Origin of the sequence: Thioclava pacifica DSM 10166 (genome assembly GCF_000714535.1) — a bacterium.
In the GTDB taxonomy this organism is placed as follows: Bacteria; Pseudomonadota; Alphaproteobacteria; order Rhodobacterales; family Rhodobacteraceae; genus Thioclava; species Thioclava pacifica.
The window spans coordinates 533,642-559,327 of record NZ_AUND01000001.1 but is presented as its reverse complement, the minus strand read 5'-3'; the positions used below and the strand labels follow the sequence as shown (position 1 = coordinate 559,327).

Below are 25,686 nucleotides of genomic sequence, written 5' to 3'. Positions count from 1 at the left end.
GAAATCCGCTCACCGCACGTTAAGCTTACCATGCGACACCTGGGCGCAGGCCGTTGAGGTGAACCGGGAACGCGCTTTATGCGTTATCTTGAAGAACAACGGCCCGAGACCCATATCGAGCAGCCGCCATAGGGAGACATGGGAGACAATGACGAGCTATACCAACCTTCCGGCCCCGAGTCCTGAACAGGGGCTCAACCGTTACCTGCAAGAGATCCGGAAGTTCCCCCTTCTGGAACCCGAACAGGAGTACATGCTGGCCAAGCGTTGGGCAGAAGATCAGGATACCGACGCCGCCCACCAGCTCGTGACCAGCCACCTGCGCCTCGCGGCCAAGATCGCGATGGGCTATCGCGGTTATGGTCTGCCGCAGGCCGAGGTGATCTCGGAGGCGAATGTCGGCCTGATGCAGGCCGTGAAGCGCTTCGACCCGGAGAAAGGCTTCCGCCTCGCGACCTATGCGATGTGGTGGATCCGTGCCGCGATTCAGGAATATATCCTGCGCTCGTGGAGCCTGGTGAAACTCGGCACGACCTCGGCGCAAAAGAAGCTTTTCTTCAATCTGCGCAAGGCGAAATCGAAGATTGGCGCCTATGAGGACGGCGACATGCGCCCCGAGAACGTGGCCCAGATCGCGAAGGATCTGAACGTCACCGAGGAAGAGGTGATCTCGATGAACCGGCGCCTGTCGGGCTCGGACGCCTCGCTCAACGCGCAGGTCGGCGCGGGCGATGAAGGCACCGCGCAATGGCAGGACTGGCTTGAGGACGAAGATGCCGATCAGGCCGAAGCCTATGCCGAAAGCGAGGAGCTCGAAGCCCGTCGCGAGATGCTGATGCAGGCGATGGACGTGCTCAACGATCGCGAGAAGGACATCCTGATGCAGCGCCGTCTGCGCGATGATCCGGTCACCCTCGAGGAGCTTTCGGGCCAATACGAGGTCAGCCGCGAGCGCATCCGCCAGATCGAGGTGCGCGCCTTCGAAAAACTGCAAAAGCGCATGACGGAACTGGCCCGCGAAAAGGGCATGCAGATCCAGGCCTGAGGCTTTTTTTGAGTAACGAGTACGCGCCGTCCCCTTTGGGGGGCGGCTTTTTTCTTTCGCGCGGGCACGATATCGCGCGATCACCGCTTCGCGCGCATCCGCCAGAGCCGAAAGAGAAAGAGGCCGAGGGCGATCGCCGTGAGCGTCAGCCATATACCACCGGATTGCTCAAGGTAAACAACGCCGTCGCGGGCATCGTAGCAGCGGCCCAATTCGTTGAAACAGTCCCGCCATCGGAAATACTGGGCGTAATAGGCAGAGCCGAACAGGACCGTCAGCCCGAGCCACAGAAAAGTTGCGAAATGCCTCAAGTTGGTGGTCCCTAGGGTGAAAAGCCCCGATTTGCTCATTCGAACCTAACCGGTTGCGGCTCCGCGTCAAAGGCCGCAAGCCGCTGCGCCCTATCGGATTGCGCCCAGCCCTGTTTGCGCTACCATCGCCCCGAAATCGTGAGGTGACAGGAGGTAACAGCATGGCGGTCCTGAACTGGGGCATTCTCGGCGCGGCGAAATTCGCCCGCGAACATATGGGCCCGGCGATCCATGCGGCGAGAGGTGCGCGCCTTGCCGCCCTCGCGACCTCAAGCGAGGAAAAAGCCCAACCTTTTAAGGCGTTTGCCCCTGATCTCAAGCGACATGACAGCTATGAAGCGCTGCTCGCCGATCCCGCGATCGACGTGGTCTATATCCCGCTGCCCAACGTGCTTCATGTCGAGTGGACAAAGAAGGCGCTCGCGGCAGGCAAGCATGTGCTGACGGAAAAACCGATTGCGATGGCCGCGTCAGAGATCGACGGGCTGATTGCTGCACGCGACGCTGCGGGCAAGTTCGCCACCGAAGCTTACATGATCGTTCACCACCCGCAATGGCAGCTCACGCGGCGCTGGCTCGACGAGGGCCAGATCGGCGAGCTGCGCCATGCCGATGTCGCCTTCAGCTTTAACAACCCCGATCCCGGCAACATCCGCAACAAGCCTGAAACCGGCGGCGGTTCGATCCCGGATATCGGCGTTTATGCCTATTCTTCCGTGCGTTACGCGGCCCGCGCCGAGCCGGGAGATCTGCGCGCCGTGATCGAGCGCGAGAACGGCGTCGATGTGTTCGCTCAGGTCACCGGCGAGATGATCGGCGCGCAGGGACGCTTCAGCTATGCCGCGATGACATCGACCCGCCTGCATCCGCGTCAGCAGGTCGTGTTTCAGGGGTCGGAGGGGCTGATCCGGCTCACCTGCCCGTTCAACGCCAATGTCTTCGATCAGGCCGAAGTCACGCTTTGCCGCAAGGGCGAGCCCGATCAGGTCCAGCGTTTTCCGGGCGTGACCCAATATGTCTTGCAGGTGGAGAACTTTGTGCGCCACGTCACCGAAGGCGCGGATTATCCCTGGACGCTCGAAGATGCGCGCGGCACGCAGGCGATGATCGACAAGGTTTATGCCAGCGAGGTTTGACAGGGGCGAAGACGGCTGCGACCCGGGGCCGATTGCCCCTGACCAAGCCCACGATCAAATCGGGATTTGTCAGATAAGCAAAACTTATCCGCAACCGCGCGGCATAAGCTGGCCTTATCTTAGCGCAGTTTCGGCGGTTTGGTCGGGTCCATGCCGGGGGCGGCGCCGGGAACGATCTCCTGCACCTCCTCCTCGACCGGCTCGGGCACATGCAGCACCAAACCCTTTTCGAGCAGCAACTGTGCCGCCGGGTCCTCGGCCGCAAGGAAGGTCACGTCAAGCTCGCCCGCATCGAGACCGGAGAAGGTCAGCGCCTCGCCCATCGCCTTTGCGATGCCGGGCATGAAATGCTCATGTGCGCCGATCACCGCGAGCACATGGCCGCGATGGCCGTCCTCATAGGTCACGCCGCCCAGCACTGCGGCCTGTGCGATCCCGGCAAGCTGATCCAGCTTCGCCTCGAACGCGGGCAGCAACAGCCCCAGCATCGCGGGAGACAGCCCCGGCGCGGTGAACGCGACCGGACGGCCCTGCGCCTCGGAGGGCGAATGGGACAGCGTCTCGGTCAGCCAGTCGAGCGCCTCGGGCGGCAGAAGCATCGCCGACTCCGCCACGCCGAGATTGATCCCCAGCCCGATATTCTCGCCCACCAGATGCTGCGCGATCACGCGCCCCGGCAGCGCCGCATAGGGATGCGGTTCGTCGGAGAATTCACCCAGACGCTCCTCGGTATCGAAGACCAGAACGAAATCGCCCTCTTCGGTCGAGAACACCTGCGGGCGGATATTCTCGTCCTCGGGCTCTTTCTCGAGAAGCAGGAACAGCTCGGCATCGGCCAGCCGATCGTAGACGGCAAGGCGCTTGGCCTCGTTCTCGGGCTCGGCTTCCATCGCGGCATGGGCGCGGTCGTAAGGGGTCATGTCAGCTCCTTCACCCGGGCACGCAGAACCGGCAGCAGGTCGGTCTCGAACCACGGGTTTTTCTTCAGCCATCCCGTATTGCGCCAGGACGGATGAGGCAAGGGGAAGAGCCGCGGCGCGTGGTCTCGCCAGCCCGCGACGGTCTGGGTGACGGGGCCCGGCCCGAGATGCCAGCGCTGCGCCGCCCCGCCCACCAGCAGCGTCAGATCGACGGGACCGATTTCAGCCATGACCTTCTCGCGCCATGTCACCGCGCAGAGCGGCGGCGGCGGCAGATCCGCGCCTTTCGCATCATAGCCGGGAAAGCAAAACGCCATCGGCGCGATCGCGATGCGCGTGCGGTCGTAGAAGGTTTCGCGGTCGACCCCCATCCAATCGCGCAGCCGATCGCCCGAACGGTCGTTGAAAGGCAGCCCGGTCTCATGCACCCGGATCCCCGGCGCCTGCCCCACGATCAGGATCCGCGCGCCCGCGCCGAACCAGACCACGGGCCGCGGCATGTGGGCGGTCGCGGTCGCGGCGAACCGCGCCGCGCAGAGCCGGCAAGCCGCGATTTCCGCCTGCACCTCGCCCGTCATCGTTCCGATCCGCGCAACAACGCGTTCTCCATTGCATAACCCTCTCGGAATTCGACATAATGATGCCCAAATCGACGCATAGGTGACTTTATTAACAAGCCCCGCGCATGGTCTTCTAGTGGCAGGGGCGGCAAACCGGATCACGATGATCGAATTCGAAAATGTCTCCAAGTCCTTCTGGACGGGCAAGCAGCGCAAGGTGATCCTTGATCGCGCCAATTTCCGCGTGGAACTGGGCAACAGCCTGGGCATTCTCGCGCCCAACGGCACCGGCAAGACGACGATCATCAACATGATGGCGGGGCTGGAAAAACCCGACGAGGGTGAGGTGCGCCGGGGCTGTCGGGTCTCGTTCCCGCTGGGCTTCATGGGCGGGGTCGTCTCCAAGCACTCGGCACGGGAGAACGCGCGCTTCATTGCACGGCTCTACGGGCTCGATCCCGATTACGTGGAGGCCTTCTGCCGCTGGCTCACCGGGATCGAGGAATATTTCGACCAGCCCGTCGGCACCTACAGCTCGGGGATGCGGGCGCGGTTCACCTTCTCCTTGCTGCTCGCGCTGGAGTTTGACATCTACCTGATCGACGAGGGCATGCCCTCGACCACCGATGTCGAGTTCAATCGCAAGGCGGGCTCGATCCTGCGCGACCGGCTGCGCGATTCCACCGTGGTCGTGGTCTCGCACCAGCCCGCGACGATCGAAAAATTCTGCCGCTCGGCGGCGGTGCTGCGTGACGGGCAACTGTATCAGTTCGACACTCTGGAAGAAGCGAAGCGGATGTATGACTACCAATCCTAAGGTTTCGAAATACCGCATCCGCCGCGACGGGCCAGTCCTCTCGGATGGCACCGCGCAACCGGCCGCACCCGCTGCCGCCGCCCCGGCTCGCAACACCCCGGCGGTGGAAAACGCGCAAACCGATCCCGCGACGCTGTTCGAGCCGCAAGATGACGGGTTCGGCGATCAGAAATTCCCGACCGCAGGCGGCACCGAGGTGTTGGCCGCGGGCCAGAAAACGCCCGAGGAAGAAATCGCCGCAATCCGCTCCGAGGGGCTGACCGGGCGCCAGTTGCGGCTCGCGCGGCGCATGGCGCAGAAACACGGGATCGAGGCAAGTTCGGATTTCGAGGCCGTGCTTTTGCTGCGCCGCAAGGGCGTGGACCCGTTCGACCGCTCGAACATCGTGGCGCTGGTGAAGAACTCGGGGGCCGATGACGCCACCTCGCGGGCGCTGGCGCGCACCGACGGGCCGGGTGCCGACACCCGTGTGCAGCTGCCCCAGACGATCAAGCCGGGCCAGCTTCCCGCGACCGAGGTGATGAACGAGGATCGACGCGCCGCCGAGATCCTGAAGATCCAGCGCGACATCGCGCGTCGCCGCCGCCGCAAACTGGCGCTGCTGGCCGCGCGGCTGTCCTTCTTCGTCTTCCTGCCGACGCTGATTGCCGCCTATTACTATTTCGCGATGGCGACGCCGATGTATGCCACGAAATCCGCCTTCGTGATCCAGAAGGCCGACGGGATGGGCAATTCGGGCCTTGGTTCGCTCTTCTCGGGAACGCAGCTTGCGACGAACCAGGATTCGGTGACGGTGCAATCCTACCTGCAATCGCGCGACGCGATGCTCCGGCTCGACCGTGACAAAGGCTTCAAGACGGTGTTCGAGGACCCGACGATCGACCCGCTCCAGCGCCTGCCGGAAAATGCCACCGACGAACAGGCCTACCGGCTCTATCAGAAGATGGTGCAGATCGGCTACGACCCCTCGGAAGGGATCGTGAAGATGGAGGTGATCGCGCCCAATCCCAAGGAATCGCAGGAATTTTCGCAAGCGCTGATCTCCTATGCCGAAGAGCAGGTGGACCAGTTGACCGCGCGTCTGCGGGGCGACCAGATGAAGGGCGCGCTCGAGAGCTATCAGGACGCCGAGAACAAGGTCTTCGCCGCGCAGGCCAAGGTGCAGCAATTGCAGGAGAAGGTCGGGATTCTCGACCCGATCTCGGAGAACTCGCTGGTGATGGGGCAGATCTCGGGGTTCGAGACGCAGCTTCAACAAAAGCGGCTCGAACTGGGTCAGTTGCTCGACAACGAGCGACCCAACCAGGCGCGGGTCGCGGGCGTTCAGGGCGATATCAAACGGCTTGAGGAAGCGATCGCAAAGCTGCGCAGCCAGCTCACGACCGACAAGGGCAATACCGAGTCGCTTGCCGCCGTGACCGGCCAGCTCCAGATCGCGCAGGGCGAGTTGCAGACCCGCCAGATGCTGCTCTCCGCCGCCGCCCAGCAGATGGAGACGGCGCGGATCGAAGCCAACAAACAGGTGCGTTATCTCGAGATGGGCGTGCGCCCGGTGGCGCCCGACGAGCCGACCTATCCGCGCGCTTTCGAGAACACGCTGTTGGCTTTCCTGATCTTCTCGGGCATCTATCTGATGCTGTCGCTGACCGCTTCGATCCTGCGCGAGCAGGTCTCGAGCTGATCCCGGCGACGCGGCACATCGCTGCGGAGAAAGACATGAAAGACGTGAAAATCGGCGGGCTGACCGTCTCGAACGACCGCCCCCTGACGGTGATCGCGGGCCCCTGCCAGCTGGAAAGCCGCGACCATGCGCTGATGATCGCGAGCGAGATGGCGAAAGCCTGCGATCAGGCGGGCGCGCAATTCATCTTCAAGGCCAGCTATGACAAGGCCAACCGTACCAGTCTCAAGGGTAAGCGCGGGCTCGGGATCGAAGCGGGGCTGAAGATCCTCGACGATGTGCGCGCCGAGCTGGGCTGCCCCGTGCTGACCGATATCCATGATGCCGAGCAGGCGAAGATCGCCGCCGAGGTGGTCGACGTGATTCAGATCCCCGCCTTCCTGTGCCGCCAGACCGATCTGCTGCTGGCCGCGGGCGAGACCGGCTGCGTGGTCAATATCAAGAAGGGCCAGTTCCTCGCGCCCTGGGACATGCCCAACGTGGCCGAGAAGGTCGCCTCGACCGGCAACGAGAAGATCCTGCTGACCGAGCGCGGCACCTCCTTTGGCTACAACACGCTGGTCGCGGATATGCGCGGGCTGCCCGAGATGATGAAGACCGGCTACCCGGTGATCATGGACGCGACCCATTCGGTGCAACAGCCCGGCGGTCAGGGCGGCTCCTCGGGCGGTCAGCGCGAATTCGCGCCGGTGATGGCGCGCGCGGCAGTTTCTCTGGGGATCGCGGGCGTGTTCATCGAAACCCATGAGGCGCCCGATAACGCCCCCTCGGATGGGCCGAACATGATCCCGCTCAAGGAAATGCCGAAGCTGGTGCAGGTGCTGATGGAGTTCGACCGGATTGCGAAGGACGAGCCGATCCGGCTGTAAGGAAACGGGCGCGCGAGACCCGCGCGCCCTGCCCTCTTTTCAGGTATCGGCGACAAGCTCGGCGCGCTGGCGACCGAGGCCTTCGATCTCCAGTTCGACCACATCGCCCGGACGCAGGTAGCGCGGGGTTTCCATCCCCATCGCGACGCCCGGCGGCGTGCCGGTCGAGATCACGTCGCCCGGATGCAGCGTCATGAATTGCGACAGGTAGCTCACGAGCTTCGCGACGCCGAAGACCATCGTCGCGGTCGAACCGTTCTGCATCACCTCGCCATTGACGCTGAGCGTCATCGCGAGGTTCTGCGGATCGGCCACCGCGTCGCGCGTCACGAGATAGGGTCCGAGCGGGCCGAAGCTGTCGCAGCTCTTGCCCTTCGTCCATTGACCCGTGCGCTCGGTCTGGAAGCTGCGCTCGGAGACATCATTGGCCAGAACATAGCCCGCAACGTAATCGAGCGCGTCCTCTTCCGAGACATATTTCGCGGGCGTGCCGATGACGATGCCCAGCTCGATCTCCCAATCGGTCTTTTCCGATCCTCGCGGGATCACGATCGGGTCGTTCGGCCCCTGGATCGCGGACGTGGCCTTCATGAAGATCAGCGGCTCGGGCGGCACCTCGGCACCGGATTCGGCGGCGTGGTCAGCGTAGTTGAGCCCGATGCAGATCATCTTGCCGATGCCCGCGACCGGCGCGCCCAGGCGGCTGCCCTCGGGCACGACTGGCAGGCTCGCAGGATCGATCGCGGCCAGCTCGGCCAGACCGGCCTCGCCCAGCACCGCACCACCGATATCGCTCACCTTCCCCGACAGGTCGCGCATCACGCCCTGATCGTCGAGCATCCCCGGTTTCTCGGCTCCCATGAGCCCGTGACGAAACAGCTTCATCGCCTCTCCCTCCTGCATTTGGGCCGCATCAAGTCAGGCCCGGCGGGCAGATGCAAGGGGATCAGGTGACATGCAGGATGAATATCCCCGTGAGCACGATCAGCGCGATCACCAGCGCGGCCAGGACCACATCGGGCCAGTTCGTACCCGAGGCGTCGAGCGAGACTTCGGCGTCGATGCGCTTGCGCAGGAGCTGCATGCGGATGAAGGCCAGCAGCACGACCACGCCCCCCGATCCGATCATCGCCACATCCGACCAGACCGGCATATGCGCGCCCGTCAGCTTCGCCGCCGTCAGCCCGACGCCGACGATGGCGATGGCGGTGCGCAGCCAGGCAAGGAAGGTGCGCTCATTGGCGGCATGGTCCTTGAAGTTGGGGATCATCCGCTGCGTTCCTTGCTGTCGCGGCGCACCAGCCCGCGCACGCCCCCCGAGATCAGAACGTTCACCTCGTAGAGCACCCGCGGAACGCCAAGCCCGCCCGGCGAGGCGAGGTAATGGGGCGACCAGACCGGATCCCATTTCTCCTTGAAACTGCGGAGCCCCTCGAAGCTGTAGATCCGCTCACCGTGTTCATAGAGAAACCCGCCCAGCCGGTGCCAGATCGACGCGAGGCGGTGGCGCTCGATCCCCGAGAAGGGCGCATTGCCGAGCCGGAACCAGCGGAACCCCTGTGCCTGCGCCCAGAGGATCATCTCGGTGAAGAGCTGGCTCATTCCCCAGCCCGGACAGCGGCCGTCATAGCGCATCAGATCGATGCAAATCTCGACCCCCGCGCCGTTCAGAAGGTTCGCGAAGGCGATGATCGCGCCGTCGGGGTCACGCAGCACGGCGATGTCGAAATTGACGATGTAATCCTCGGTGAAGGCGCCGAGCGCGAAGCTTTTCTCCTCGCCCTGTTTCTGCGCGAGCCAGGCATCGGAGATCGCGCGCAGCTCGGGCAGATGGGCGGGCACCTCGGCCGCGGGCAGAATCTCGAAGCGGTAGCCGTCGCGCTGCCCCTTGGAGAGGGCGTAGCGGAAATTCTTCTTCTTCGGTCCGTCGAGGGTGAAGGTCGTCAGGTCGATCCGGGCGGTCTCGCCGATCTTCACGATCGACAGGCCCATATCGAGAAAGACCGGCAGGTAGCGCGGCGAGACGCCGTAGAAGGCACATAGCCGCCCCATCCGGTCGGCTTTCTCGCGCAGGGCCCAGATCAGATCGATCGCGGCCTCCTCCTCGCCCACGGGATCGGCACGCGCGATCAGGGCGCGGCCGGTATCGGCATAAGCGATGAAGGCACGGCCTTCGGGGTCGAGCAGCACCTCCTTGTCGCCCATCAAGGTCAGCTGCGCCTCGGCATCGTCGGATCCCGCGAGGATGTCGCGCACCGCCTGCGGGATTTCCTGACGCGGGCGCAGGCGCTTGCGGCTGCCAAGGATCGAGCCGAGCGCGATGATCGCGAGCGCCACCGACGCCCCGACCGTGCCGCGCAGGAAACGCGAGGCATCGCCCTTCCAGGCGAATTGCCACCAGAGCGCATCGCGATATTCGACGTGCTTATAGGCGAAGAAGCCGATCCAGGTGATCGCCACGACCAGCGCGGTGACAGAGACGAACCAGCGCAGGTCGAGCCGGAAGATCGACGCGTCCTGCACCCGGTAGAAGGCCTGCCGGAACAGGATCAGCAGCGCGCCCGCGATCACCATCGTCGCCGCCTGCTCCCATTCGAGCCCCTTCACCAGCGATGTCACGATCCCGATCGCAAGCAGGATCAGCGCCATGATCCAGGCGCGGGTGAGGCGTTGGAAAAGGCCCCGGGCGAGCACGATCAGCAAGACGCCGGTGACCGAGGCGGTCAGGTGCGAGAACTCCACCAGCGGCAGCGGCAGCACGTCGCGCAGCAGATCCAGCCGGGAGCCTTCCGCCGGAACCGAGCCCGACAGCAGCAGCACCACGCCCGCAACAAGCGACACGCCCGCGGCGAGCGGCGGGATCAGTGGCCCCATCACCGCAAGCGCGAGATCGGCCGCCCCGTCAAACCGATGGCGCTGCGCCCAGAGCCACCCCACCGCCAGCCCCAGCGTCGCGACGAGAAACGGGTAGAGCGTGTAGACCACGCGATAAAGCACCAGCGCCGCGAGCAGATCCGAGCGCGCGCCCGCGCCGAGCCCCGCGATCACGGTTGCCTCGAAGACGCCCAGCCCACCCGGCGAATGGCTCGCGATGCCCAGCCCGATCGCGGCCATGAAGATCACGAAGAAATAGGCGAAATTGCCGCCCAGATCGGGGGGCAGCAGCACCCAGAGCGTGAGCGAGGCGAAAAGCAGATCGGCCATGCCCGCGAGCATCAGGAGGCTTGCGGTGGTGGCGCGCGGCAGATCGGCCTCGATCCCGCGCCAGCTCAGGTGGCGGCCCTTGCGCCCGAGCACGGCCATCAGAACACCCAGCGCAACCAGCAACGCGATCCCGGTCAGGCTTTCGAGCCCCGGCGCGATCGGCAACACGCCCGAAAGCCCTTGCGGGTGAAACAGCATCAGCAGGCCGAGCAGCGCGGCAAGCCCCGTCCAGAAGCCGCTCCACGAGGTGCCGAGGGCGAGCGCCGCGCGGTGGAAGGGTACGCCCGCGGCGACATAGGTACGCAACCGCACCGCGCCGCCTGTCAGGTAAGAGACCCCGAGAAGGTTTGAAATGGCATAGCCCGCCCCTCCGATCAGGTAGGCGGTGCGCGCGCGCACGATCCCGGGCGCCACCGCGGCCAGTGAAATCACGTCGTAGAAGGCGATGGCGAGATAGCTGGCCGTGGTCGCCGCAAGTGCCAGAAGAAGCGCCGCCGGACTGGCCCCACCGATATCGGCAACGACCTTCGCGGGGCTCACATCACCGGCAAGCTTGTGCAGGACCAGCACCGCGATCGCCAGCACCAGAAGCGGCAGGCCAAGCTTCACCGCCGGGTGCTCGGCCCAGCGGTGGAGCCGCGCGCCGAGGCTGTCAGGCGGCGCAGGCGAGGTCTCAGTCGGGGATTGCGCGGCCTCGGCAGGCTTGCCCGGACGGGGCTCTTGCGTCTTGGTCATCTCGTCACTCGCCCCCGGATACGCGCGGCATCCGGGCCTCCTCGTCAAATACATGTGCCGCGATCCGCGCACCCCTCATCGATGGGGGTTCGCCGCGGTGGTTACAATATCTGCGCGCCCGCGCTCCTGCGATGGTGATCGAGAGCGAGGAAACCGCAGCTCTGCTCGCTCCCCCCGTCGCACCGCTCAGGCGCACCGCCACGGCTTAGAATCAGCCTCGCGGACCAGCGCAAAATTGCCCTCCCGCATCCCTCGTACCCGCGACGCGCGCTCCGCAGGGCGCGCCTGCAAGGCGAGCGCACCTACGCTTTTAAGTGTTTTCACATCAATTGTGAGCGCCTCCTCACGCGCTCGTGGGGCGAGTGAAACCTTTGTCATGTCTTTTGACAAGCGGTGAGGAGCGCGCTGCGCCAGAAAAGACTGGGCCCGCACAGAACTTACCCCGTTGGCGCACAGACGGGCGTCACGCCGACGCTCACCCATGGTCATGTTCGCGTGAGGTGGAGTGGTCGCAGGCGCGTGACTGCGCCACCCTTATTGGCCAGAGCCGCGCAGCGATGCCGCGGTGGCGTGATCGACCGGCTGTGCAGGAGGGGAAGCCCCCGAAATCTGCAAAAATATGAATATGTCGGAACAGTTCACGCCACCGTTCGTTGCTCGTGAAAAGAAACCGTAGAACCGGGCAAGGGAGAAAAGGGACCGTGACGAGTTCGATCGTTCAAAACCGGCCGCGCCCGGGTTTCGTCTGAAACCGGAGCCAGCCCATGCAAATCACCGAAACGCTTGGCCTGTTGCTCGCCCTGAGCTTCATCATCTCGCTTCTGGCGCTGACGATCCTGATCTGGGCGATTGCGAACAAGCAGGTTCACACTCCCGACGCCGATGACGCGCGCTCGATCTTCACCCCCGGCGAGGGCGCGGAGATCGACACGCCGGACAAACCCCACCATTTCGACACCGAGCGGAGCGGGATCGACCAGGTCTCGGCCAGCCCCGTGATGTGGCTGATCGCGGCGGCGGTGTTCTGGCTGATCTACGGCTCGCTCCACGGGCTTGCGGCCTCGCTGGAGCTGCACCTGCCCGACCTGATGTCGGGCGCGGCGCAAATGACCTTCGGACGGATGCGCACGGTGCACCTGAATTCGGTCGCCTATGGCTGGGCCTCGCAGGCAGGGCTTGCTGCGGTATTCTGGATCATCCCGCGCATCTTCCACACCAAGCTGCGCATGGTCGGGATGGTCAAGCTCGGGATCGTGCTGTGGAATATCGGTGTGGCCGCAGGCGTCATGGCGATTGCGAATGGCTGGACGGACGGGCTCGAATGGCTGGAGATCCCGTGGCAGATCGACATCGTTCTGGCGCTTGGCGCGGCCTGTTTCGTGGCGCCGCTGATCTCGACCACCAAGCATCGCGAAGTGCATCACATCTACGTCTCGGGTTGGTATTTCCTCGCCGCTGTTCTGTGGTTCCCGGTCCTGTTCATCATCGCCAACATTCCCGGCGTCCATCACGGGGTCGAGCAGGCCACGATGAACTGGTGGTATGCGCATAACGTGCTGGGCCTGTGGCTGACGCCGCTCGGCGTGGGCACCGCCTATTACTTCATCCCGAAAATCATCGGCAAACCGATCTATTCCTACGCGGTCTCGCTGGTGGGTTTCTGGGCGCTCGCGCTGTTTTATTCGCAAGTCGGCATCCACCACCTGATCGGCGGCCCGGTCCCGACCTGGCTCGTGACGCTGTCGGTCGTGCATTCGGTGATGATGTTCGTTCCGGTCATCGCGGTGGCGATCAACCAGCATGTGACGGTGGCGCGCAACCTCTGGGCGCTGAAGGAATCGATGCCGCTGCGTTTCATCTGGTTCGGCGCGCTGAGCTATACCGCAGCCTCTTTCCAAGGCTCGATCGAGGCGCTTCGCTCGGTCAATACGATCACGCACTTCACCCATTACACGGTGGGCCACGCCCACCTTGGCGCCTATGCCTTCGTGTCGCTGGTGCTGATGGGCGCGATCTACCAGATCGTGCCGCGCGCGACCGGGAAATACTTCCCCTTCCCGCGTCTCATCGCCTGGCATTTCTGGCTCAACGTGATCGGCTTTGCGGTCTATTTCCTGTCGCTGACCATCGGCGGCGTGCTGCAAGGACTTGCACAGCTCGATGCGACCAAGCCGTTCGCCGACAGCGTGATCCTGCTCAAACCCTATCTCGAGGGCCGCTCGCTGGGCGGCGGGCTGATGACGCTCGGCCATGTGCTGCTGGCGATCAACCTCATCGCGCTCGGCTTCGCCAAGAAGACCCGTGAGACCGAAACCGACAACATGGTGGCCGCAGAATGAACCGCTATCTTCCTCTCGCAATCACCGCGCTCGCGATCCTCGCGATGGCCACCCTGTTTCTCGTGATCGCACCGGGTATGCAGATCGGCGCGCAAGGGCCCTCCCCGGGGCTCAACCCCTACACCGAGGCAGAGGCGCGCGGGCGTGACGTCTATGTCTCGATGGGCTGCCTGTACTGCCACAGCCAGCAGCCGCGCTCGATCGCGCAGGCGCCCGATGCCGAGCGTGGCTGGGGCCGGGCCTCGGTGGCGGGCGATTATGCCTATGACAACCCGCATCAGCTCGGCACGATGCGCACCGGGCCGGACCTGATGGATATCGGCGATCGCCTGCCCTCGCAGGGCTGGCAGCTCACCCACCTCTACCAGCCGCGCGCGATCTCGAGCTGGTCGATCATGCCCGCCTATCCGTACCTGTTCGAGCACAAGGACAAGGCCGATCCGGGCGACGTGGTGGTGAAACTGCCGCCCGCCTATGCGCCCAAGACCGGCGTGATCGTGGCCAAGCAGGATGCGCTGGATCTGGTGACCTACCTGCAAGGCATGAAGCGCCAATACGCCCCGCCCGCCGATGGTCTGCGCGACGACGGCTATGCGCTGATCGCCGCCGAGCAGCAAAAGCAAACCGATGCCGCCAAGGCGTCGAATTGAGCCGAGGGAGAGGATGATGAGTGACAAGATGAAGAAAGACCCCCGGCTTCCCGACGAGACCTTCGAGCCGTTCGAGGAAACCCGGCGCATCCCCCTGCCGGTCTACTGGATCGCGATCGCGCTGGCGATCTGGGGCGTGTTCATGCTGGTCGAGACGAGCCATTCCACGCAGGTCGCCGACAAGGCGCGAGCCCAGCTCGACAAGCAGGAGCAAACCAAGACCGCGCAGGTCAGCGCGCCCGATCCAGCGGCTGGAAAGGCGCTGTTTTCCGACAATTGCGCGACCTGTCACGGCGATGCGGGCGAGGGCGTGGCCGGTGCCTTCCCTCCGCTGCATGGCTCGGATGTGGTGAAACTGGGCGGTGCGCAGGCGGTGACCGAGATCGTGATGCGCGGCATCGGTGGCCCGCTCAACGTCAATGGCGAGAGCTATGACGGCGAGATGCCCGCCTTCGGTTCGGTTCTGAGCGACAAGGAGATCTCCGAGATCGCCTCCTACGTTGCGACCGGGCTCAATGACGGCACCAAGACCATCAGCGCCTCCGAGGTTGCCGATATCCGCAAGGTCAGCGGCGATATGGATCCGTGGAATGGCGGCGCCGAGCTGGCGGGTCTGATCAACGGCCTGCCCGCGCAGCCCGACGCCAAGACCCCCGCCGCGAAAGGGCCTGACGCGAAGCTGGTCGCGCAGCTCGTCAACGAGGGCACCGATACGGTCTGGTCCTGCGCGAGCTGTCACGGCGAGAAAGGCGAGGGGCTGGAAACCGTGCCGCGTCTGGCCGGGCTGCCGGCGGCCTATCTGGTCAAGCAGCTGCACGACTTCCAGAAAGGCGCGCGCTTCAACGACTCGATGGCCTATGTCGCCAAGGGGCTGAGCGATCGCGAGATCATCGATCTGGCCAATTACTACGCGGGCATGAGCAGCCCCTCGGGGGCCACGCCCTCGCTTCAGGGCGATCTCAAGCGCGGCGCGCAGCTTGCCAAGGAAGGCGACTGGTCGATCGGCGTTCCGGCCTGTTTCACCTGTCACGGGCCTTCGGGCATCGGCGTGGCGCCGGAATTCCCCGGCATCGCCGCACAGCAGCCCAGCTATGTGGCGCATCAGCTCGCGATGTGGGCCGGCGGTGCACGGCATAACTCGCCGCTGGGCCTGATGGCCGGGATCAGCAAGGCGTTGAGCGATGCGGATCGCCGCTCGGTGGCCGATTATCTCGCCTCGCTGCCGCCCGTGCCCGGATCGAAACCCGCCGACATGGTGGCGATGACGACCTCCGCGTCCGCCGCAAAGGAGAGTTCCAATGACCAGTAAACATCCGACCGACCTGCCACCGTCGCATACGCCCAAGCCCTCACGCGGGCAGACGACGATCCGCGCGATCCTCGCCGTGGGCGGTGGTCTGACCCTCGTAGTGCTGGGCTCGCTCGCGGTGGATTACGGGCTCGCGCCGAGCTGGCTGACCGGACAGAAACCCGTCGCGACAGCCGCCGCCGAGGATGGGTCGGGCCTTTTCACGCCACCCGACGAAAGCACCATCCCCGATGACCAATTCGGCCAGTCGGTGCGGCGCGGCATGGCGATCTTCAACGATACCGGCACCAATGCGCATGATTTCGTGGGCAACGACCTGAGCTGTTCGAACTGCCACCTCGACGCGGGCCGTCAGGCCTATTCCGCGCCGATGTGGGCCGCCTATCCGGTCTATCCGAAATATCGCTCCAAGAACAAAATGGTGAATACGATGGAGGACCGGATCAAGGGCTGCTTCACCTATTCGATGAACGCTCAGGGTTCGCCGTCGGGTGGGCCGCCGCCCTATGGCTCGGATGTCTATCGCGACCTGCAGGCCTATTTCTTCTGGATGTCGCAGGGCCTGCCCATCGGCAAGAAGCAAGAGGGTGCGGGGTTCGGCAAGATCGACAAGCCCGCTCAAGAGCCCTCGCGCGAGCGCGGCAAGGAGGTCTTCGCGGCCAATTGCGCGGTCTGTCACGGCGCGGACGGGCTGGGCCAGAAGGATCGCAACGGCAAGCAGGTCTTCCCGCCGCTCTGGGGGCCGCACAGCTACAACTGGGGCGCGGGCATGCACAAGGTCGATGCCGCCGCCGCCTTCATCCAGCACAACATGCCGCTCTCGCAGCCGGGCAAGCTGAGCACGCAGGAAGCCTGGGACGTGGCGGCCTTCATCGATAGCCACCCGCGCCCGAACGATCCGCGTCAGGTGGGCGGTATCACTGTCGAGGATGCGTTGAAGAAATGGCACCACAGCCATGATGGGTTCTATGGCCAGACCATCGACGGGGTGCTTCTGGGTACCGGCTTCCCGGCGGAAAATCAGGCCGCGGCGCCGGCTGCGGCTGGCGACAGCTCGGGCGGCTGAGCGGCTCCCCTCTCGTGTGACACCCGAACCGGCGCAGCGATGCGCCGGTTTTTCCTTGCGCGGTTTGCAGGCAGAGCCCCGCCAGGCGTTCAGTCCTCTGCTTAATTCCCTGCTTGCCTCCCGTCGCCCTCCCTGCAATATGTTTCATCAAACATATCGAAAGGAGACCCCATGTCCCTGCCCCGCCTGATCGCCGCCGCCCTGACGCTGACCAGCCTTGCGCTGCCCGCCCGCGCAGGCGAGGTGACGATCTTCGCGGCCGCCTCGATGAAGACCGCGCTCGATCAGATCGCACAGGACTGGCAGCAAGCGACCGGCAATACGGCCCATATCTCCTTTGCGGGTTCGGGCGCGCTGGCCCGCCAGATCGCGGCGGGCGCGCCGGCGGATCTCTTCATCTCGGCCAATTCCGAATGGATGGACGCGGTGGCCGAGACCGGGCGCATTGCCGAGCGCGAAGATCTTCTGGCCAATCATCTTGTGCTGATCGCACATGACCCGGAGGCGAAACCGGTCGAGATCGGTCCCGGTCTCGATCTCAAGGGGCTGCTGGGAGGCGGCAAGCTCGCGATGGCGCTGGTGAACGCGGTGCCTGCGGGACAATACGGCAAAGCGGCTTTGGAGCATTACGGGCTCTGGGCTGGCATCGAACCGGAGGTCGCGCAGGGCGACAATGTGCGCGCCACGCTCGCCATGGTGGCGCTTGGTGCGGCCCCCTACGGGATCACCTATGCAAGCGACGCGGTGGCCGAGCCGCGCGTGCATGTCGTCGCCCAGTTTCCCGATGACAGCCACCCGCCGATCCGCTATCCCGCGGCGCGGCTCTCCGACAGTGCCGAGGCGCGCAGCTTCTATGCCGCGCTAAGCACGCCCGAGGCCAAGGACATCTTTACCGCGCAAGGGTTCGACGTATTGAAATGAGCTGGCTCTCCCCCTCCGACTGGCAGGCCGTTCTGCTCTCGCTGAAAGTCGCGGGCTGGGCCACGGCGCTGTCGCTGCCACCGGGGGTGTTCATCGCCTATGCGCTCGCGCGCTGGCAGTTTCCGGGCCGCGCGGTCGTCAACGGGCTGGTGCATCTGCCGCTGATCCTGCCGCCCGTCGTCACCGGCTACCTGCTGCTGATCGGCTTCGCGCCGAACGGGGTGATCGGGGCGGCGCTGGCAAAGCTCGGGATCACGCTGGCCTTCACCTGGCGCGGTGCGGCGCTGGCGGCGGCCGTCATGGCCTTCCCGCTGATGGTGCGCGCGATCCGGCTCGCGATCGAGGCGGTCGATCCGAAACTGGAACAGGCAGCCTCCACGCTTGGCGCCTCGCGGCTGTGGGTCTTCGGCACCATCACCCTACCCCTGATCGTGCCCGGCATCCTTGCCGGCGCGATCACCGCGTTTGCCAAGGCGATGGGTGAGTTTGGCGCGACGATTACGTTTGTGTCCAACATCCCCGGCCAGACCCAGACCCTGCCGCTCGCGATCTACTCGCAGCTTCAGGTGCCCGGTGGCGAGGCGAGCGCGGCGCGGCTGGCGGCGGTCTCGGTGACGCTGGCGCTCGGGGCCCTTCTGGTCTCGGAATGGCTCGCGCGGCGCATCGCGGCACGCATCGCGGGAGGGCGCGGCTGATGCTGGAAATCGCCCTGCACCATCGCCACACGGGCTTCACGCTCGATATCGACCTCAAGGCGCCGGCCGGGGTCACGGCGCTTTTCGGCCCCTCGGGCGCGGGCAAGACGACCGTGGTGAACGCGGTTGCGGGCCTGCTGCGCCCCGAGCGCGGCCGGATCGCCGTGAATGGCGAGGTGCTGCTCGACACCGAGGCCGGGATCTTCCTGCCGCCGCACAAGCGCCGCGTCGGCTATGTCTTTCAGGACGCGCGGCTGTTCCCGCATCTGAGCGTGAAATCGAACCTGCTTTACGGGCGGCGCTTCTCGAAATCCGGCTCGGATCAGGACGTGACCCGCATCGTCGAGATGCTCGGCCTCGGCGCGCTACTAGACCGTCGCCCCGCCTCGCTTTCGGGCGGCGAGAAGAGCCGCGTGGCGCTCGGGCGCGCGATCCTGTCCAACCCGCGCATGCTGCTGATGGATGAACCGCTGGCCGCCCTGGATGCCGCACGAAAATCCGAAATCCTTCCGTATTTCGAACGGTTACGCGACGAAGTTAAACTGCCGATCCTCTATGTCAGCCACGCCCCGGCCGAGGTCGCACGCCTCGCCACCACGGTCGCACTGATCGAGGGCGGCCAGTTGCGCGGCATCGGCCCCGCGCGCGAAATCCTGTCGGACCCGAGCCTCGCCCCGGCGCTGGGAATGCGCGAGGCGGGCGCGGTGATCTCGGGCCGTGTGGTGGCGCAGGAAGCCGACGGACTCGCCCGGATCGAGACGGCGGGCGGCGCGGTGCTGCTGCCCTACCCCTCGGGCCAGCCGGGCCAGCCCTTGCGCCTACGCATCCATGCGGGCGACGTGACCCTCGCCGTGGACCGCCCCGAGGGGCTCTCCGCGCTCAACATCCTGCCCGTGGTGATCGAGCAGATCCGCCCCGCCGAGGGCCCGAGCGTCTACCTGCGGCTCGCGCTCGGCGACGACCACCTGCTCGCGCGGCTCACCACCCGCTCGGTCGCGGCCCTCGGCCTGACCGAGGGAATGGCCTGCCACGCGATCATCAAGGCGATGTCGGTGGCCTCGGAGGATGTCGGTTAACCCGCCAGCAGCGCCGCATTGCCGCCCGCCGCCGTGGTGTCGACGCAGAGATGCCGCTCGTGCACGACATCGGTCTTCTGCACCGCGCCCGTGATGAGCGACAGGATCGGACCGTCGCGTTTTGCCAGCGCCTGGACATAGGCACGCGGCTCGCCGCCCCACCAGATCACGCCCGCGATATCCCCAAGCGTTTCAATCACTTCCGGGGCGATCTTACCATCGGAGCCAACCGCAATCCCGCCCAGTTTCTCGACCGCCTTGATCTGCGCGACCTGCGCGGCTTCGCCCGGCCCAAGGCACAGGATCGGCCCGCGCGCAAAGCGGCGCAGCGTGTTGGCCTCGCCCGTCGGGCCGGGCAGTTCCAGCGTATCGAGCGGCCCCGCAGCCTCGGCCTTCGCCGCCGCTTTCGCAAGGCGTTTGCGCAGCGTGTCGAGGTCGGCCTTGTGACCCCATTCGCCCTCCTTCGAGGGCGCGTCCGGCGCCCGAGCAAAGCGCGTCAGATAGAGCGGCCCGCCCGCTTTCGGACCGGTGCCAGAGAGCCCCTCGCCACCGAAAGGTTGCGAGCCCACGACCGCGCCGATCTGGTTGCGGTTGACGTAGAGATTGCCGACATGCAGCGCGTCGGACACCTCCTGCACGCGACTGTCGATCCGGCTGTGAAGGCCTGCGGTCAGCCCGTAGCCGGTCGCGTTGATCGCGGCGTAGACCTTCTCGATATCCTCGGCGCGATAGGTCGCGACATGCAGGACCGGGCCGAACACTTCGCGCTCCAGATCGGCGATGCCCGAAACCTTTATCAGCGTCGGCGCGATGAAATGGCCCTGCGCGGGGGCGTCGAGCTTGTGCAGCACGCGGCCCTCCGCCTCGGCCTTCGCGATATACTCCGCGATATCGGCCTGCGCCTCGGCGTCGATCACCGGGCCCACATCGGTCGAGAGGACCCACGGATCGCCAAGCGACAGCTCGTCCATCGCGCCCTTGATCATCGCGATCAGCCCGTCCGCCACGTCCTCCTGCACGTAAAGACAGCGCAGCGCCGAACAGCGCTGACCCGCAGATTGGAAAGCCGAGGCGATGATGTCGCGCGTCGCCTGTTCGGGCAGCGCGGTCGAGTCCACGATCATCGCGTTCAACCCGCCGGTTTCCGCGATCAGCGGCGCGTGCGGGTCGAGGTTTTCGGCCATCGCGCGGCGGATCATTTTCGCGGTCTCGGTCGAGCCGGTGAAGGCCACGCCCGCAATTTTCGGGTTGGAGGTCAGCGCCGCGCCGACCGTCTCGCCCTGCCCCGGCAGAAGCTGCAGCACGTCGCGCGGCACGCCCGCCTCATGCATCAGACGCACGGCGATGGCGGCCACGAGCGGGGTCTGCTCGGCCGGTTTCGCGATCACGCCATTGCCCGCGGCCAGCGCCGCCGAGATCTGCCCGGTGAAGATCGCCAGCGGGAAGTTCCACGGGCTGATCGCGGCGAAGATACCGCGCGGGATGGGGTCTTGTTCCTCGGCCTGCGCCGCGTAATAGCGCAGGAAATCAACGGCTTCGCGCAGCTCACCCACGGCATCGAGCTGACTCTTGCCCGCTTCCTTGGCCAGCACGGCAAAGAACGGCCCGAAATTCTCTTCATAGAGATCGGCCACCCGGCGCAGGATCGCCGCGCGCTCCGAGACCGGCGCCTGCCAGGCGCGGGCGGCATCAATGGCGGAGGCCACGCAGGCCGCGTCGGCCTCGGTGACCTTCGCCAGGTCTTCACCCGTTGCCGGGTTGCGCACCGCGACCGTCTGACCCGACGCTTCGCCCGCGACCAGCGGCCCGGCATCCGGGATTGCCACGTCGCGCGCGGCCTCGATCCGGGCGAGCGTCTCTTCATCGGTCAGGTCGAACCCGGCCGAGTTGATGCGCCCCGCGCCGAAAATCCGCGACGGGTGGTGCAGCATCACCGAGCGTTCCGCCTTCGCCAGCTGCACGAACGGGTCTTCCGCGATCGTCTCGGGCGCCACGTCCTCGTCGACGATCTGGTGAACGAAGGAGGAATTCGCGCCGTTTTCCAGCAGGCGGCGCACCAGATAGGCCAGCAGGTCGCGATGGGCGCCGACGGGGGCGTAGATGCGACAGCGGGTGCCCTCTTCGCGGTGGACAATCTCGTGCAGACGCTCGCCCATCCCGTGCAGGCGCTGGAATTCGAACGGACGGCCCTCGGCCATCTCGAGGATCGCCGCGACCGAATGGGCGTTATGGGTGGCGAATTGCGGATAGATGCGGTCGGTATAGCTGAAGAGCTTGCGCGCATTCGCGAGATAGCTGACATCCGTCGCCGCTTTGGTGGTAAACAGCGGGAAGTCCGGCAGGCCCTCGACCTGCGCGAGCTTCATCTCGGTGTCCCAATAGGCGCCCTTCACCAGACGCACCATGATCTTGCGGTCGAGCTTTTCCGCCAGCGCGCCCAGCCAGTCGATCACGAGGCTCGCGCGCTTGCCATAGGCCTGCACGACGACGCCGAACCCGTCCCAGCCGGCCAGTTCCGGGTCCGACAGCACTTCCTCGATGATCTTGAGCGAAAGGACCAGACGATCCTGCTCTTCAGCGTCGATATTGAGGCCCATGTTGCCCGCCTTCGCGGCGCGGGCGAGATCGCGCATCACCGGCACGATCTCGGCCATCACGCGGGCTTCCTTGGCGACCTCGTAGCGCGGATGCAGCGCCGAGAGCTTCACCGAGATGCCGGGGTTTTCGGCCACGGGGCGGTCCTTGCAGACCTTCGCGATCGCCGCGATGGCATTGGCGTAATCCTTGGCGTAGCGCTTGGCGTCTGCGGCCGTGCGCGCCGCCTCGCCCAGCATGTCGTAGCTGTAGGTATAGCCGCGGTCCTCGAGCTTTTTCGCGCGGGACAGCGCATTCTCGATGGTCTCGCCGAGGACGAACTGACGGCCCATCTCCTTCATCGCGCGGCTGACAGCGGCACGGATCACCGGTTCGCCCAAGCGGCGGATCGCGCCGCGCAGCACGCCCTCCATGCCGGGCTTTTCGTCCTCCAGCACGCGCCCCGTCAGCATCAGCGCCCAGGTCGAGGCGTTGACCATCGAGGACGAGGCCGTGCCCATATGCTTGCCCCAGTCCGAGGGCGCGATCTTGTCCTCGATCAGCGCGTCGATCGTCTCCGCATCGGGTACGCGCAGCATCGCTTCGGCCAGACACATCAGCGCCACGCCCTCCTGCGTGGAGAGGCCATATTCGGCAAGAAAATGCTCCATCAGCGTCGGTTTGGCCTCGGTGCGGATGCGGCGCACGAGGGTCGCGGCGCGAGCCGAGATCTGAGCGCGGGTGGCAGCCGAAAGGTCAGCCTGCGCCTGAAGGCGGCTCAGAAGCTCTGCCTCATCGGCAAACTTGGCCTCGTGGGTGAACTGATCGAAGGAAACGCGCATCTCAAAACCTCCCTGACAGGTTGATTGTCCGAGAATACGGGATTTCGAATAGGCGTTTTGCACAAATATCTTATACAGTGCAGGCGATAAGAACTATTATTTTGGATTTGAAAGCCGATGAGCCAAGATCTCGATGCGATAGACAGGCGAATCCTCAATGAGCTGGTCGCCGATGCACGTCTCCCCGTGGCCGAACTCGCCCGCCGCGTGGGGCTGTCGAAGACGCCCGTCGCCGCCCGGATCAAGCAGATGGAAGAGAGCGGGCTGATCAAAGGCTACCGCGCGATGATCTCTCCGATGAAACTGGGGCTGAGCCATGTCACCTATATCGAGCTGCGGCTGAGCGACACGCGCGAGAGCGCGCTCAAGGCCTTTAACGCGGCGGTGCGGGCGATCCCCGAGGTCGAGGAATGCTACATGATCGCGGGGGGCTTCGATTACCTCGTGAAGATCCGCGCCCGCGACATGGCCGATTACCGGCGCATCATGGCCGAAGAACTCTCCACCCTGCCCCATGTGCATTCCTCCTCGAGCTATGTCGCGATGGAAGCGGTGGTGGAGGCGAGCGCCCCGCCGCTGGAGTGAGCCAGAGGGCCGCGCCCGATCGCCGGGTGGGCGTCCTTCCTCTCGTGGTCCGCGCTTTATCCCAGCCAGATCCGGGCGACCTCGATCCGCGCGCCTGCGTCACCCAAGCGCCCGCCCGAGGGGGCGGTCGGGCGCTGCCCGGGCCGCTGCGCGGCTGATCCGGGCATGGCTCCGGAGATTTCCAAACGGCCGCCTTGGCACGGGCGACCAGCCCCGCCAAAGAAAAAAGGCGGCGGGTCTCCCCGCCGCCCCTCACTCCGATCAAGGTGCGATCACTCGCCCTGTTTCTTGATCCGGCCATCGAGCTTGGGCGCAACCGTGCCCTTCGCCTCGATATAGGTGATCACGTCATTGGCCATCAGGTTGCCGTTGCCCGCGTTCACGATGACCTTGCCGCCGCCAAGCGCGGTGTAGCCGTCGCCACCCGAGAGCATGTAATCGTTGGTCGCGACCTTGTAGACCTTGTTGATGTCGAGCGGCGCGCCACCCACGGTGACCGAGACCACGCGCGAACCGGCCGGCGCCGAGGCGTCATAGACCACATCCATGCCCGAGATCTGCGGGAAGCGGCCCGCGCCCTTCTCGACCTGGCTGAAACCGTTCTCCAGCGCCGCCAGAAGCTGCGAGCCGGGCAGCTCGGTCACGACGGTCTTGTTGCCGAAGGGCAGCTCGGTCAGAACGTCCTTGCGGGTCAGCTTGTGGCCCGCATCATAGGTGGTGTCGCCGCGGATACCGCCGCCATTGATCAGCGTCACATCAGCCTTGGTCGCCTCGCGCAGCGCATCGGCGATCAGGTCGCCCATCGTGCTTTCTTCCGAGCGCACCACGTTGCGGCGCGAGTCGAGCGCGGTCTCGGAAGTGCCGATGACCTGTCCAAGATTGTCGTCGAGCTGCTTCTTGAAGCCGTTCACCAGCTCCATCGATTCCGGGTCGGGGGTGACGGTCGCGGTGTCGATCCAGCGGAAATTCGGCTCCCAGCTGATCTTGCGCTTGCCGTCCTTCTCGGAGATGTCGACCGTCAGATCGAGCGGCTGCAGGTAGCGCGCGTCGATCGAGGTCTCCACGTAAGCGGTGATGCCATCGTAAAACATCGCGTTGAGGTGGTCGTCACCCGACATGATGACGTCGAAATCATGGCTCGCGATCAGTTCGCGGTCGTTCGACATATCGGTCTGCACGACGCCGATCACCAGATCCGCCCCATCCTCGCGCGCCTGTTTGGCCGCGGCGATGGCGGTCTCGACGGTGGGCTGGAATTTCAGATCGCCCGAATTCGCGACTTCGGGGGTGGTGTCCTGCGCGACCGGGATCAGCGCGACCTTGAGCCCGCCGATCTCTTTCATCATCACGCCGCCAAGCCCCTGGATGGGCGAGCCGTCCGCTTGCGTGATGTTGATCGCAGCCCAGGGATACTTGGACTCCGCCATCTTCTGCTCGAAGTTCTCCGGGCCGAAATCGAATTCGTGGTTGCCCGGCACGGCGATGTCGAAAGGCACGAGATTCGTCAGGTCGATCGTGTTTTGGCCTTCGTCGATGCCCGAGAGCAGCGAGGGCGAAAGCATGTCGCCATCGAAGACATAAAGCGTGTTGGGATTGTTGGCGCGCTCGGCCTTGGCCACCGCGTTGAGCCGCGCGAAACCGCCGCGCTCGCCGTCTCCGTCGAAATTATAGATATCGCCGACACCGAGAATGGTGAGCTTCACGGTCTCGGCCTGCACCGGCGCGCTGGCGATGAGGCCGGTCGTCGCGGCCCCCAGCATCAGGGCGGTGAGACGGCGCTTGAAATCGGACATTTCTGTCTCCCTGCGATTGGTTATGAATTCTTCCACCCGCGCAGACGAAATGGCGCGACGCGGGCCGCGGGGCCATGATTAGCCATCTCGGAAGGTGGCGCAAACCTCTTCTGAGGCTCCCTTGCGTTAACAAGCGCGTGCGCAGGGCCGAGCGCCGCCAAAAGCGGCAAGCGCGAAGACGCCCGTGATCGGTGGCGGCGATCAGAGCGTCTTGATGAGGTCGTTTCGCGCGGGCAGGTCAAGCTCGTTCATGCGCGCTTCAAGAATACTCAGACCTTTCGGCTTTTTCTCGCGGTAGCGGATGATCTTCTTGAGCTCGGGGAAATGGGTCCAGTCCCAGCTCGAATAGCTTCCCCCCTCGACGCAGGCGACCTGGCGCATGGTGAAACCGAAACGATCCTCGCAGACGACCTCGACGATGGTGCCCACGCGCACCGGGCAGCCCTTGCCGTTATGGCGGACCCAAGGTCCCCAGTCTTCGCCACCCTTCTTGGTTGATTGTGCCGGCATCTCTTTCCCCCAGATCGTTGCAACAGCCCCAAGGGTAAAGGATAGAGA

22 protein-coding genes are annotated in these 25,686 nt (G+C 65.2%); 13 read left to right on the top strand and 9 right to left on the bottom strand.

The window, feature by feature from the left end; all coding sequences use genetic code 11:
• Positions 1-148 precede the first annotated feature (148 nt).
• The gene (rpoH, locus tag TP2_RS02475) at positions 149-1,045 is read left to right on the top strand and encodes an RNA polymerase sigma factor RpoH (protein ID WP_038072909.1); all 897 of its coding nucleotides are present in this window, start codon (positions 149-151) and stop codon (positions 1,043-1,045) included.
• Positions 1,046-1,125: 80 nt separating this feature from the next.
• Here rpoH and TP2_RS02470 read toward each other — a convergent pair whose 3' ends face one another.
• Positions 1,126-1,356, bottom strand: a complete 231-nt coding sequence (locus TP2_RS02470; RefSeq protein WP_157617016.1) for a hypothetical protein — start codon at positions 1,354-1,356, stop codon at positions 1,126-1,128.
• Between the two features lie 161 nt (positions 1,357-1,517).
• On the opposite strand from TP2_RS02470, the gene TP2_RS02465 reads away from it, so the two are divergent.
• Positions 1,518-2,492 carry a Gfo/Idh/MocA family protein gene (locus TP2_RS02465; protein WP_038072905.1) on the top strand — a complete coding sequence of 325 codons (975 nt, stop codon included), beginning with the start codon at positions 1,518-1,520 and terminating at the stop codon, positions 2,490-2,492.
• Positions 2,493-2,611: 119 nt separating this feature from the next.
• Here TP2_RS02465 and TP2_RS02460 read toward each other — a convergent pair whose 3' ends face one another.
• Together TP2_RS02460 and TP2_RS02455 are read right to left on the bottom strand one after the other, a co-directional pair.
• Positions 2,612-3,412, bottom strand: a complete 801-nt coding sequence (locus tag TP2_RS02460) for an SseB family protein (RefSeq protein ID WP_038072903.1) — start codon at positions 3,410-3,412, stop codon at positions 2,612-2,614.
• Positions 3,409-3,990, bottom strand: a complete 582-nt coding sequence (locus TP2_RS02455; RefSeq protein ID WP_038072901.1) for a uracil-DNA glycosylase family protein — start codon at positions 3,988-3,990, stop codon at positions 3,409-3,411. Before TP2_RS02455 ends, TP2_RS02460 begins: the two co-directional genes overlap by 4 nt.
• A 145-nt stretch (positions 3,991-4,135) precedes the next feature.
• Here TP2_RS02455 and TP2_RS02450 point away from each other — a divergent pair, with 145 nt between their 5' ends.
• From TP2_RS02450 to kdsA, 3 genes are read left to right on the top strand one after another with little or no spacing between them, the layout of a single operon-like run.
• Positions 4,136-4,789: an ABC transporter ATP-binding protein gene (locus TP2_RS02450; RefSeq protein ID WP_038072898.1), complete on the top strand. Its 654-nt coding sequence runs from the start codon at positions 4,136-4,138 to the stop codon at positions 4,787-4,789.
• The gene (locus TP2_RS02445; RefSeq protein ID WP_038072896.1) at positions 4,773-6,470 is read left to right on the top strand and encodes a KpsE/RkpR family capsule polysaccharide export protein; all 1,698 of its coding nucleotides are present in this window, start codon (positions 4,773-4,775) and stop codon (positions 6,468-6,470) included. Before TP2_RS02450 ends, TP2_RS02445 begins: the two co-directional genes overlap by 17 nt.
• Before the next feature lie 35 nt (positions 6,471-6,505).
• Entirely contained in the window at positions 6,506-7,339 is an 834-nt protein-coding gene (gene kdsA, locus TP2_RS02440; RefSeq protein ID WP_038072892.1) for a 3-deoxy-8-phosphooctulonate synthase, read from the top strand.
• Positions 7,340-7,378: 39 nt separating this feature from the next.
• Here kdsA and TP2_RS02435 read toward each other — a convergent pair whose 3' ends face one another.
• From TP2_RS02435 to mprF, 3 genes are all read right to left on the bottom strand, one after another.
• On the bottom strand, positions 7,379-8,224 hold the full coding sequence (locus TP2_RS02435; protein WP_038072891.1) for a fumarylacetoacetate hydrolase family protein: 846 nt from the start codon (positions 8,222-8,224) through the stop codon (positions 7,379-7,381).
• Positions 8,225-8,285: 61 nt separating this feature from the next.
• Entirely contained in the window at positions 8,286-8,609 is a 324-nt protein-coding gene (locus TP2_RS02430) for a YidH family protein (protein ID WP_038072890.1), read from the bottom strand.
• Positions 8,606-11,278: a bifunctional lysylphosphatidylglycerol flippase/synthetase MprF gene (gene mprF / locus TP2_RS02425; RefSeq protein WP_084713790.1), complete on the bottom strand. Its 2,673-nt coding sequence runs from the start codon at positions 11,276-11,278 to the stop codon at positions 8,606-8,608. The genes TP2_RS02430 and mprF overlap by 4 nt, the downstream gene beginning before the upstream one ends.
• Positions 11,279-12,042: 764 nt before the next feature.
• On the opposite strand from mprF, the gene TP2_RS02420 reads away from it, so the two are divergent.
• From TP2_RS02420 to modC, 7 genes are all read left to right on the top strand, one after another.
• Positions 12,043-13,617, top strand: a complete 1,575-nt coding sequence (locus TP2_RS02420; protein ID WP_240473688.1) for a cbb3-type cytochrome c oxidase subunit I — start codon at positions 12,043-12,045, stop codon at positions 13,615-13,617.
• The gene (locus TP2_RS02415; protein WP_051692125.1) at positions 13,614-14,267 is read left to right on the top strand and encodes a cbb3-type cytochrome c oxidase subunit II; all 654 of its coding nucleotides are present in this window, start codon (positions 13,614-13,616) and stop codon (positions 14,265-14,267) included. Before TP2_RS02420 ends, TP2_RS02415 begins: the two co-directional genes overlap by 4 nt.
• A gap of 16 nt (positions 14,268-14,283) precedes the next feature.
• Positions 14,284-15,576 carry a c-type cytochrome gene (locus tag TP2_RS17830; RefSeq protein ID WP_169739496.1) on the top strand — a complete coding sequence of 431 codons (1,293 nt, stop codon included), beginning with the start codon at positions 14,284-14,286 and terminating at the stop codon, positions 15,574-15,576.
• A complete protein-coding gene (locus TP2_RS02405) occupies positions 15,566-16,642 on the top strand; it encodes a c-type cytochrome (protein WP_084713784.1) in 1,077 nt (358 codons plus the stop codon). Before TP2_RS17830 ends, TP2_RS02405 begins: the two co-directional genes overlap by 11 nt.
• A 171-nt stretch (positions 16,643-16,813) precedes the next feature.
• Complete coding sequence (gene modA, locus TP2_RS02400; protein ID WP_038072889.1) at positions 16,814-17,563, top strand: molybdate ABC transporter substrate-binding protein; 750 nt, start codon at positions 16,814-16,816, stop codon at positions 17,561-17,563.
• Complete coding sequence (gene modB / locus TP2_RS02395) at positions 17,560-18,258, top strand: molybdate ABC transporter permease subunit (RefSeq protein ID WP_038072888.1); 699 nt, start codon at positions 17,560-17,562, stop codon at positions 18,256-18,258. The genes modA and modB overlap by 4 nt, the downstream gene beginning before the upstream one ends.
• Positions 18,255-19,334: a molybdenum ABC transporter ATP-binding protein gene (gene modC, locus TP2_RS02390; protein WP_038073384.1), complete on the top strand. Its 1,080-nt coding sequence runs from the start codon at positions 18,255-18,257 to the stop codon at positions 19,332-19,334. Before modB ends, modC begins: the two co-directional genes overlap by 4 nt.
• Here the strand turns inward: modC and putA are convergent.
• Positions 19,331-22,750, bottom strand: coding sequence for a bifunctional proline dehydrogenase/L-glutamate gamma-semialdehyde dehydrogenase PutA (putA, locus tag TP2_RS02385; protein ID WP_038072887.1), 3,420 nt, complete (start codon positions 22,748-22,750; stop codon positions 19,331-19,333). The two genes, modC and putA, sit on opposite strands and share 4 nt — an antisense overlap.
• Before the next feature lie 117 nt (positions 22,751-22,867).
• On the opposite strand from putA, the gene TP2_RS02380 reads away from it, so the two are divergent.
• Complete coding sequence (locus TP2_RS02380) at positions 22,868-23,335, top strand: Lrp/AsnC family transcriptional regulator (RefSeq protein WP_038072886.1); 468 nt, start codon at positions 22,868-22,870, stop codon at positions 23,333-23,335.
• Between the two features lie 272 nt (positions 23,336-23,607).
• Here the strand turns inward: TP2_RS02380 and TP2_RS02375 are convergent, their stop codons facing one another.
• Positions 23,608-25,128 (bottom strand): bifunctional metallophosphatase/5'-nucleotidase, encoded by a 1,521-nt coding sequence (locus TP2_RS02375; protein ID WP_038072884.1) that lies wholly within the window; start codon positions 25,126-25,128, stop codon positions 23,608-23,610.
• 201 nt (positions 25,129-25,329) lie between these two features.
• Entirely contained in the window at positions 25,330-25,638 is a 309-nt protein-coding gene (locus tag TP2_RS02370; RefSeq protein WP_038072883.1) for a hypothetical protein, read from the bottom strand.
• Positions 25,639-25,686: the final 48 nt, after the last annotated feature.

Coding starts and splice junctions, on each gene's coding strand:
- TP2_RS02405 (WP_084713784.1), top strand. CDS start 15,566: ATGACCAGTAAACATCCGACCGACCTGCCACCGTCGCATACGCCCAAG.
- TP2_RS02465 (WP_038072905.1), top strand. CDS start 1,518: ATGGCGGTCCTGAACTGGGGCATTCTCGGCGCGGCGAAATTCGCCCGC.
- TP2_RS02450 (WP_038072898.1), top strand. CDS start 4,136: ATGATCGAATTCGAAAATGTCTCCAAGTCCTTCTGGACGGGCAAGCAG.
- rpoH (WP_038072909.1), top strand. CDS start 149: ATGACGAGCTATACCAACCTTCCGGCCCCGAGTCCTGAACAGGGGCTC.
- modA (WP_038072889.1), top strand. CDS start 16,814: ATGTCCCTGCCCCGCCTGATCGCCGCCGCCCTGACGCTGACCAGCCTT.
- TP2_RS02420 (WP_240473688.1), top strand. CDS start 12,043: ATGCAAATCACCGAAACGCTTGGCCTGTTGCTCGCCCTGAGCTTCATC.
- TP2_RS02370 (WP_038072883.1), bottom strand. CDS start 25,638: ATGCCGGCACAATCAACCAAGAAGGGTGGCGAAGACTGGGGACCTTGG.
- mprF (WP_084713790.1), bottom strand. CDS start 11,278: ATGACCAAGACGCAAGAGCCCCGTCCGGGCAAGCCTGCCGAGGCCGCG.
- TP2_RS02460 (WP_038072903.1), bottom strand. CDS start 3,412: ATGACCCCTTACGACCGCGCCCATGCCGCGATGGAAGCCGAGCCCGAG.
- TP2_RS02455 (WP_038072901.1), bottom strand. CDS start 3,990: ATGACGGGCGAGGTGCAGGCGGAAATCGCGGCTTGCCGGCTCTGCGCG.
- TP2_RS02415 (WP_051692125.1), top strand. CDS start 13,614: ATGAACCGCTATCTTCCTCTCGCAATCACCGCGCTCGCGATCCTCGCG.
- TP2_RS02430 (WP_038072890.1), bottom strand. CDS start 8,609: ATGATCCCCAACTTCAAGGACCATGCCGCCAATGAGCGCACCTTCCTT.
- TP2_RS02435 (WP_038072891.1), bottom strand. CDS start 8,224: ATGAAGCTGTTTCGTCACGGGCTCATGGGAGCCGAGAAACCGGGGATG.
- TP2_RS02445 (WP_038072896.1), top strand. CDS start 4,773: ATGACTACCAATCCTAAGGTTTCGAAATACCGCATCCGCCGCGACGGG.
- TP2_RS02380 (WP_038072886.1), top strand. CDS start 22,868: ATGAGCCAAGATCTCGATGCGATAGACAGGCGAATCCTCAATGAGCTG.
- TP2_RS17830 (WP_169739496.1), top strand. CDS start 14,284: ATGAGTGACAAGATGAAGAAAGACCCCCGGCTTCCCGACGAGACCTTC.
- putA (WP_038072887.1), bottom strand. CDS start 22,750: ATGCGCGTTTCCTTCGATCAGTTCACCCACGAGGCCAAGTTTGCCGAT.
- modB (WP_038072888.1), top strand. CDS start 17,560: ATGAGCTGGCTCTCCCCCTCCGACTGGCAGGCCGTTCTGCTCTCGCTG.
- TP2_RS02375 (WP_038072884.1), bottom strand. CDS start 25,128: ATGTCCGATTTCAAGCGCCGTCTCACCGCCCTGATGCTGGGGGCCGCG.
- kdsA (WP_038072892.1), top strand. CDS start 6,506: ATGAAAGACGTGAAAATCGGCGGGCTGACCGTCTCGAACGACCGCCCC.